This is a genomic window from uncultured Dialister sp., from assembly GCF_900541605.1.
Lineage (GTDB): Bacteria > Bacillota > Negativicutes > Veillonellales > Dialisteraceae > Dialister.
Window position 1 is genome coordinate 21,474 of sequence record NZ_UQKJ01000012.1, and the last position, 9,747, is coordinate 31,220.

General features: G+C 50.8%; 2 protein-coding genes. Both read right to left on the bottom strand.

The genetic code is table 11. The features are described from left to right. Position 1: 1 nt before the first annotated feature. Entirely contained in the window at positions 2–6,988 is a 6,987-nt protein-coding gene (locus QZR21_RS01860) for an ESPR-type extended signal peptide-containing protein (RefSeq protein WP_296973463.1), read from the bottom strand. Positions 6,989–8,141: 1,153 nt separating this feature from the next. Next, positions 8,142–9,392 carry a tyrosine--tRNA ligase gene (gene tyrS, locus QZR21_RS01865; RefSeq protein WP_296095871.1) on the bottom strand — a complete coding sequence of 417 codons (1,251 nt, stop codon included), beginning with the start codon at positions 9,390–9,392 and terminating at the stop codon, positions 8,142–8,144. Positions 9,393–9,747 lie beyond the last annotated feature (355 nt).

Sequence of the window (9,747 nt, forward strand, 5' to 3'; positions counted from 1 at the left end):
GTCAAGCCTTTTTCTGGGCAGCCATGGCCTGGAGTTCCGGCCGGAATTCTTCGACCAGTTTCTTTTCAGCCTTAGCGCCCTTCGAGAGTGCGTTGTAGATGATTTCAGCCATTTCGTAACGGGTCATCTGGCGTTCACCGTGGTACTTGCCATCTTCATAGCCTTCCACGATGCCGTTGCCTGCGAGGCGGGATACCGCTTCGTAAGCCCAGTGGTTAGCCGGCACGTCCGGGAATTCTTTGGACATATTCGGGTTCAGTACGGAGAGGAGAGCATCCATCCGGGCAGTGAGGTCATTCACTTCTTTCCGGAGTTCCTGATTCTCTGCAGCGGCTGCCTTCATCTGGGCTTCTTTGGCTTTGTTGCCGCCGTGGCCCAGTCTTACGGATACGCCGCCGCCGAACATGTTCTCCCCGGTTCCCATGGAAGCGGAGGCATTGACCATCACGTTTTCATTGGGCCGGTAGAATACGCCTACCGCACTAGCGGTTTCGCTGCCGGAGTTACCGATGGCTGCTGCGATGTTCCACTTGGAGTCCGCATCGAATTCCAGCGGGTGCAGGTTGGCCATGGCTGCTGCGTTAGCGCCGACCTTATCGATCTTGTTGTCCAGCTTATCTACCCTGGTTTCTACCTGGGTCACGCGGTTTTCCACGTTGGCAACCCGGGTATTGGTTTCATGGAGCTGGCCGCCGTTCACTGCATCGGTGCTGCCTTCAGAGATATCTCCAGCGGCTACGTTGGTGATCTTCTGGTTATTGGCATTGATGCCATTCGCATCGATGTAGGTCTTGCCGCCGACCTTGTAGGAGTCTGCGGTGACCGTATCAGCGGTGATGCCGCCGGTTACGGAGAGGCCCTTGTTCATGGTCACAATATCATTGAAGGTAGCTGCGCCCTCGAATTCGGAGGTATCTGTTACCTTGAGGGTCCTTGTGGTAGCAGCACCTTCTACGGTGAGATTCTTCTTCACGGTAGCATTGCTTTCCATGGTCACATCGCCCTTCAGGTCAGAGGTGCCATTGACGGTGAGGTTCTTTTCAACGGTGGCGTTGGACTTCATGGTCACATCACCGGTGAGTGTGGATGTGCCGGTTACTGCCAGATTTCCACCGACAGAGGTGTCGCCATCGATGGTAGCACTTCCGCGTACGCCCAGGTCCTTCAGGACCTCAGCAAAATCCATCTGGGTCTTATGGGTGCCGGCTTCATTGGTGAGCCTGGTGAGTCCATCTGTGGTGGTCACAGTAGTGGTACCCACTTTGTCTTCAATGGAGCTGGTGCTCATGGTACGGCTTACCTTATCGCCTACCTTGTCGGTGATAGAAGTGGTTGCGGTATTGGCAATCTTGTCAGCGGTATTGCTGATGGTGCCGCCGGTTGCGGTATTCGCAATGCCATCTGCATTCATGACTGTCTTCACAGCTGCATCGTCGCCTTCGCCGATCTGGCTGGTGATAGAGGTCTTGCCGATGGCTTTCACGTTTTCAGCGGTGAGTTCGCTGTCTCCGGTGACTGTGGTCTTCTGGTTTCCGCCAACTGTGGTGGTCAGATCCTTGCCAACATTGTTGGTCATGTTTTCTGCCGCTGTGTTGGTGATATCCTTAGCGGTCATAGTGGTACCGGTGATATTGGTTCCATCGGTGACGGCAGCGCTGATGGTTCCGGTGCTGGAGTCTTTCACAACGTCCAGGATCGTGGAGCCATTCATCAGAGCCTCCTCAGACCTGGTTGCGGTCTTTGTGGATGCGCTGTACTGGGTATCGCTGGCTTTGATGGTCTGCGCACTCTGGTCTACGGTGCTTCTGGTCTTGTTGGACCTGGTGCCATCGGTGATGGAGGAAGCAATGCTCTTTGCATCCTGGTTCACTACGGTGGTATTGGTACCGTCGGTGACGGAGGAAGCAATCTGGTCTGCCTTCTGCAGGTCATTGGAAGTATTGGTTCCATCGGTGATATTCGTATTGGTCTGGCCCGCAATGGTATCGATGGTGGTCTTCGTATCTCCGTTTACAAGCTGGGACTTTTCTTCCGCAGCGCCACGGATGTAGGACGCTTTCTTACCGTCGGCCTGGCTCATTTCTTCCTGGGTCTGGGTGGAAGTCTGGGTGGAGATATTGGTACCGGAGTCGTTGGACACCTTATTCACAATGGAGCTTGCTGCATCTGTTTCCACATCAAGAGCCCTGTTGGTGATCTTGTTTCTTGCGGTATTATTGATGTTTTCGGCTGTCAGGCTGCTGTCATTCTTCACATTGGTCGTCAGGCTGCCATAGCTTTCATTTACATCGCCCTTGACGGTTTCCGTCTTATTACCACTGATGGTATTGGTCTGATTGCCAGCTACCACATTGGTCTGGTTACCACCAACATTTGTACTCTGGTCACCATCGATGGTGGTTGCCTGGCTGCCGTATTTTTCGGTTACAGAACCTTTGACGGTTTCCAACTTATTGCCACTTACCGTATTCTGCTGATCACCGCCTACGATGTTTGTCTGGTTGCCGCCGACGGAGGTCTTCTGGTTTGTCTTGATGTTGGTAATCTGGGCATTGAAGTTTTCCGTTTCCGTTCCCTTCACATTGACAGTCCGGTCTCCGGATACGGTGACGGTCTGGCTGCCCGTTACCGCATGGGTCTCATTACCGCCCACCTTTGTGGAGAGGTCAGACTTGTAGTCTTCGGTGACCTTGCCGGTGACGGTAGTAGACATTTCGCCGCCTACGGTGGTCTTCAGATCCTTACCAATAGTGTTGGTCATGTTTTCAGTCGTTGTATTGGTAATATTCTTCGCACTGTTGGAAATGGTTTCGCTGGCGATATTGGTGATGTTCTTCGAATTGGTCGAAACTTCAGAAGCTGTCTGTTTAAACGTGCTTGTATCTGTGCCATCTGTTACGGTAGAGCTGATCGTACCGGTGCTGGAGTCCTTCACAATATCCAGAATGGTGGAACCATTGGTCAGTGTATCCTTGCTCCGGGTAGCAGTCTTTGTAGATGCATTGAACTGGGTGTCGCTGGTCTGGATCCGTTCCGTGGACATATCTACGGAACTGTAGGTCCGGTTGTACTTCCCGTCTGTTCCATCGCTGATGGAGGTAGCGATGCTCGAAGCTTTCTGGTTAATAACTGCGGTGTTCTTGCCATCGGTAATCGTGGAGTCTGTCTGTTCAGCATTCTGTGCAGCTGTGTTGGATTTATCGCCATCTTTTACCTGATTGACGATGGAATCGGTGCTGAGCCTGCTGCTGACATTATCTCCCACTTTACTGGTGATGGACTTCACAGCGGTATTTTCAATTTCCGCTGCACTGTTGGAAATCTTTTCTGCAGCGGTGTTGGTAATATTCTTCGCTTCGTTAGAAATGGTGCCGCCGATGGCCGTATTGGCAATGCCATTGGCATCCATCACGGTCTTCACAGCAGAGCCGTCACCGATCTGGCTGGTAATGGAGGTGGCGCCTTTGTTCAGGATCTTGTCCGCATCGTTGGTAATGGTGCCATTCGATGCGGTGTTGGTGATGTTGTTGGCATCCTGTTCGATGGTGGTCTTGCTGTCCCCTTCTTCCACGCCCTGAAGAATCTTCTTCAGATTCTGGGTGATATAGGACTTATTGAGGACATTGCCATCGTCATCTTTCAGAGCAATCTGGGAATCCGTGGACTCTGCGGTGGTCTTAGTCACATTGGACTGGTTGCCTTCCACTACGGAGTCGGTCATTTCGTATTTATTTTTACCATTCTGGGCAATTTCCCGGGAAGCATAATTTGTCGGATTGTCTCTGGTGTCGGAGAGGGACTGCTTCACGCTGTCTGCGGTAACCGTGCTGGTGCCGATGGATTCATCATCCCTTGCCCAGACGGTACTGCCGGTTTCATCCATCTTGGAGGAGCTTGCCTGCAGTTCGCCGGTATCAGAGTACTTCAGGTTCCTGGAGGTCACGTTGCCGCCATGAATTTCGGTGTAGTTGTTTTCATCGAGCTTGCTGGAAAGGGTCTTGGCATTGAATTCACCGTTAACCGTCAGGTTCTTGTCTACTGTCAGGTTGCCACCAATCGTAGCGTCGCCGGTAGTTTCCAGGGTACCGGTCTTCACATCCCCAGCCTGTACGGTACCGGTGGTCTGGATGGTGCCGCTGCCTGCATCAAGGCCGGTGGAAGTAATCTTGCCATTGGTATCAACGGAGAACTTGCCGTTTGCTGCACTTACAGTTCCCTTGGTGGACAGGTTGCCATTACTGTCGATGGTGGTATTGCCATTGGCCGCTTTCACTGCGCCGTTGCTGTCAACGGTGAACTTGCCATCAGCGCCTTTGATCGCACCATTGCTGTCGACATTGAATTTGCCATCGGCACCTTTGATGGAGCCATCGGAGCCCAGGGTCACTTTACCATTCGCTGCCGTGACACCGCCGTTGCTGTTGACAGTGAAGTTGCCATCGGCTGCCTTGAAGGAGCCATCGGAATTCAGGGTAATCTTGCCATTGACTGCAGTAACTCCACCATTGCTGTTTACGGTAAAGTTACCATCGGCTGCCTTGAAGGAGCCATCGGAGTTCAGAGTAATCTTGCCACCGGCTGCAGTAACTCCGCCGTTACCGTTTACGGTGAAGTTGTCATTTGCTACGCTCAGTGTGCCCTTAGCAGCAATGTTTCCATTGGTAACAATGTTGCCGCTGTTGCTTACGGTCATGTTGCCATTACCCACGTTGAGGCCGTTGGATTTCACAACGCCGGTAGCTCCATTCAGTTCGATCTGGTCGTTCACATTGACCGTACCATTCGCACTGTTAACCGTGAATTTGCCGTCTGCCCCTTTGATGGAACCATCGGACTTCATGGCTGCCTTGGCTTCGGCGTAGGTATCACCGCCGGTGTAAACGCCGTCTTTATCCATGACCGTGCTGTTTGTGCCGACCTTGATACCACTTTCGTTCATGGTAATCTGATTATCGTTCCCTTTGTTCAGGATCATTTCATTGGCGTCGGTCTTGGAAGTGGTTACATTGCCTTTGGCGTCGATGGTGGTGGTATTCTTCTGGAGAACGTTGTCACCGCTCAGGCTGAGGCCGCTGTTGACGGCTTCCACCAGTTTTGTATCCGCTGCAATGCGGGATTTCTTCTCTGCCGTAATCTTCTTATTCAGTTTCTGGTCTTCCGCTGCCCGGGTAGCAGCTTCAGCATCGATATTTTCCTGCAGCTTCGTATCTGCTTCCTGCCGAGCAGTTGCTTCTGCCGTGTCGGCTGCTTCACGAGCCGCTGTTTCATCCTTCAGACCCTGGTCCAGGGCATTCAGGTTCTGGCCTACATATTTATCGGTCTTCACATACTGGCCATCCTGCATTGTTCCATCGGTGATACCTTCGGCAGCGGTGAGTTTACCATCCACCATGACTGTTCTGGAGTCTTTATCATAGGTAATGGCTTCGGTCTTGGCTTCGAGATCCGAGGTCCGGGAGTCAAGAGCTTTATCTGCCGCTTCGCGAGTTGCCGCTTCATTATCAATATTTGTCTGCAGCTGTTTATCTGCATTTTCCAGATTTGTTACGGAATATTTACGCTGACGAGCTTCTGTATCGATAGCTTCCTGCAGCTTCGTATCTGCTTCTGCACGGTCCACTTCTTCAGCTGCAATCCGATTGGTTAGAGCCGTATCAGCCGCTTCACGGGTTGCTGCCTCTTCCGTAATCGCATCGGCATTGGATTTAACCTGCGTATCGAGAGCAACAATATTTTCGCCCACCGTCTTGCCGGCGGTTACATAGTTACCGCTAGTGAGGGTATTATCTACAACCCCCTGCATACCGACCACTTTATTTTTGGCAGTAATATTGGTCTGGGAAACGATTTCCTTGCCATTAATAGTGGACTGGGAAGTCAGGGTGCCTTTCACCAGGGCATTGCCATCTACATTCAGGTTGCCACGGCTGTTCAGGCTGCCCGCATTGACAGCGCCGCCTACGTTGACATTGTGGCCTACGTTGAGGGAATTCGTAACGCTAGCAGAGCCGGCAGTGAGTTTACCGTTTACATCGGCAGAAGCAGCGGTAATATTGCCCGTAGCATCGATACTGCCCGTGGAAATGGCGTTGCCTTTAATGGTGGTCGAGGAATCGCTGTTGGTGAAGGTCGTGCCATTTTCATTGCTCTTCACTTCATTGAGGATCACCGTATTTCCTTCGCTATCGGTGCCGGTAATCTGGTCGCTGATAGAAGTGCCGGCCTTATTGACGATAGTCTTGGATGCAACAGACTGGATCTGGGCTGCGCTATTGGAAATATAGCCATTCGCACCGGAGACATTGTTCTGGATACCGGTGCCGGCATTGTTCAGGATGGTATAGCTGGCCTGGTTAACTACATTGCCACCAGATACGGTTGCTTTATCACTTGCCTTTGTTCCGGCCGTTAAAGAAACGTTGTAGCTGGAATTAATAGCTACTTCTTTCGTGTATTTACCGCCTTGAATGGTGTTTCCAGAGACGGTCAGCTGATTTACGCCAGGTATATCAGATGAAGTCTTGAATCCCTGCGCTTCGACAGCTTTGACAACTGTGAGACCAGCATCAACAGTCATTGCTTTATTGACAAGTAAATTGTTATTAATGATTGTTCTGCCACTATTAGCCGGGCTATAAGAAATCCCCTGGGTATTTGACTGCAAGGTAGCGATATCATTCTTGTTGGTTTCGATATTATTTTTATTTGTATCTACGTCCGTCTGTTTTGCCAAATCTTTCAACTGGCTGTCTACACCGTCTTTCGTATAGACCGTCTGTTCTGTACCAGCCGTATCTTTGACAGTGACATAGTCAGCAGCCGTTGCATATCCCGGTCCCATGATGGACAGGACCGCCAGCAGGGCCAGTGCCAGCTTCTTCAGCCCCTTGCCGGTGCTTTCCGCTTTGCCGTGGCTCCTGGCGATTTCCGAGGTGACCACATAAGTGTGTTTTGCCTTACTCCAGATGACTTTGTAAATCTTATTCATTATGTTACCCTCCTTGGTAGGAAATGATTGGAACGCCCTGATCATTTTCTGCGGCTCTTCGCCGGATGTGCCGCATGTATTGACTCATGAATCCCCACAGGACTTCGTCCCAGCGGCGGGATGGCTTTTCTCTCCTGCTTCCCTCCTTGCGCCATCCTTTAAATGATGTGTGCTTCGTCTCCAAGGCTCAGGACTGGCCTTCGAAGTCACTTCTATGCAGGTTATGCACAGAGTGAAGTAAATTATGCTTTGTCCCCTGCCATTCTCCAGTGGCGGGGCACAGACAGCCAGCACTTCTGGATTCGAACCCTTTTTTCGTTCCGATTGGCTGACCGATGTCGGGTGAACTCCCTTGGACGCCCTTTTTCGTCTTCTGGGATATCCCCGTTCCCATCTGCCCATACAATATCAAATAAAATTTTCGATTTCCATTTTTTGTGCAAAAGTGGTCATTTTTGTGCAAAAGTGGTCATTTTTATGTTGCTTTAAATCATTAAAGAAAATGGCAGTTTTATATCAGCTTTGTTCGATATTGCCTGGTAATTCCGATCGTATAAGCATGAATTTTTATGCAATATATGCATAAGGATAAGGATTGATTTTTAAGGATTGAAAATCGGGTTTTCCATCAGATTCCGAATCATTGGTAGCAAAACCGCCAGGCCTCAACTTAGGTCTCTTTCTTACATACGGTCTTATGACTACTGCCATCCCCCGTCATTTCGACCGGTGGTATACATGCCCAATGACGCTAATCTTCAGCACTCCTGAAGCTTAGAGGAGAGGAGAAATCTTTCCTGCATTCGGGATTGCCGGGCTTTTTCCCCCATATCCGAAGTTGCAGTACCTTCACAGGCATTTCCATGGAAGATTTTTGGGCTCTTTCTCACATACGGTTCTTATGGTTACTGCCACTTCGACGCCTACCTCCCCTCCAAATGACGGGGCAGAGTCGTAGAGTAATAAGCAGGGAATCATAAGCAGTAAAAGTTACGTCCCCTTTCCGCCCGTTGGGCATCTTTCCCCTGAAGTTCCGGGGACTTCAAGGCGGAACTGCAGCGGTTTTCGACCTCGAACTCTTCTTTTCCACACGCAAAAATCCCTGAAAAGCGGCTGCTTTTCAGGGATCCTGATACTTCTTATTTACTTCCTGTTACTGCTTTACTTCAATGGAGAAGTAGTTCTTCTTTCCTTTGCGGATGATGATGAATTTACCATTTGTATTCGGATGGGCAGTGACGCTGGCTTCAATGTCACGAATCTGTTCCCCATTGACGCGGATGGCGCCGTTCTTGACGTCTTCCCGGGCCTGGCGTTTGGATTTTTCTACGCCTGCTTCCACCAGGGCTTCCACGATATTGATAGGAGCTTCATGGACTTCGCCGCCTTTGGTGTTGCGGAAAGCGCCTTCAATTTCATCGCCGGAAAGTTCCTGGATGTTGCCGGAGAAGAGGGCCTGGGTCACTTTTTCTGCCTGGGCCAGTCCTTCGTCGCCATGGACGAAGCGGGTCACTTCTTCCGCCAGTTTCCGCTGGGCGCTCCGGTGTTCCGGATGCTCTTCCACTTCTTTGGCAAGGGCATCGATTTCTTCGTGGGAGAGGAAGGTGAAGTACTTCAGGTATTTCACCACATCCCGGTCATCCTGGTTGAACCAGAACTGGTAGAATTCGTAGGGAGAGGTCTTCTTCGGATCCAGCCATACGGCGCCGCCGGCGGTTTTGCCGAATTTCGTGCCGTCTGCCTTCAGCATGAGGGGAATGGTAAGGCCGTAGGCATCATGGACGTCTTCGGTCTTCCGGAGCAGTTCTACGCCGTTGGTGATGTTGCCCCACTGGTCAGCACCGCCGATCTGGAGCTGTACGTTGTATTTGTCATAGAGCATCTTGAAGTCGATGGACTGGAGGATCTGGTAGGAGAATTCGGTGAAGGAGATCCCCGTTTCCAGACGGGATGCCACCACTTCCTTAGCCAGCATGGTATTGATATTGAAGAGCTTGCCGTAGTCCCGGAGAAATTCGAGGAGGGAAATCTTGGACAGCCAGTCGTAGTTATTCACCATGGTGAAGCCATCTTCGCCGAAGAGTTTCTTCATCTGGGCGGTGAGGCATTCTGCATTGTGTTGGATGGTTTCCTGGGACTGGAGAACCCGTTCGGTCTTCCGGCCGGAGGGGTCTCCGATGGAGCCGGTGCCGCCGCCGATAACGATGACCGGATGGTGGCCGGCCAGCTGGAACCGCTTCAGGATCATAAAGGGAATGAGATGACCGATGTGCATGCTGTCACCGGTGGGATCGATGCCACAGTAGAGGGAAATGGATTTCTCCCCTACCAGTTTGTACAGTCCTTCTTCATCGGTCTGCTGGTTCACAGCGCCACGCCACTTCAGTTCATCAATAATATTCATGGAACTCCGCCTTTCTTATTCTATGGATTTGGGATTCTTCCCTGTTTGTCGTATATGACTCACTATAACACAATTGAAAGAGGATAGGTATAGAGAACATAGATTTGCATGTATGACACTTTTCTCCAGCTTGCAGGATAAACGGCTGAGTCAAAAATGAGGAATGAGGAATTAGGAATTAGGAATGATTAGTCGGCGCACAATTCATAGGGCGCCGCGAGTTTATAATTCCGGCAACGATTTTATCGCATCAGCAAATGAACCTGGGGATGCATACCTAGTCTGCAGACATTTTGTCGTCCAGGGAAGCACTGATTAATTCGCAGAGTCAGATTTCATAAGGATTTTTATGCAC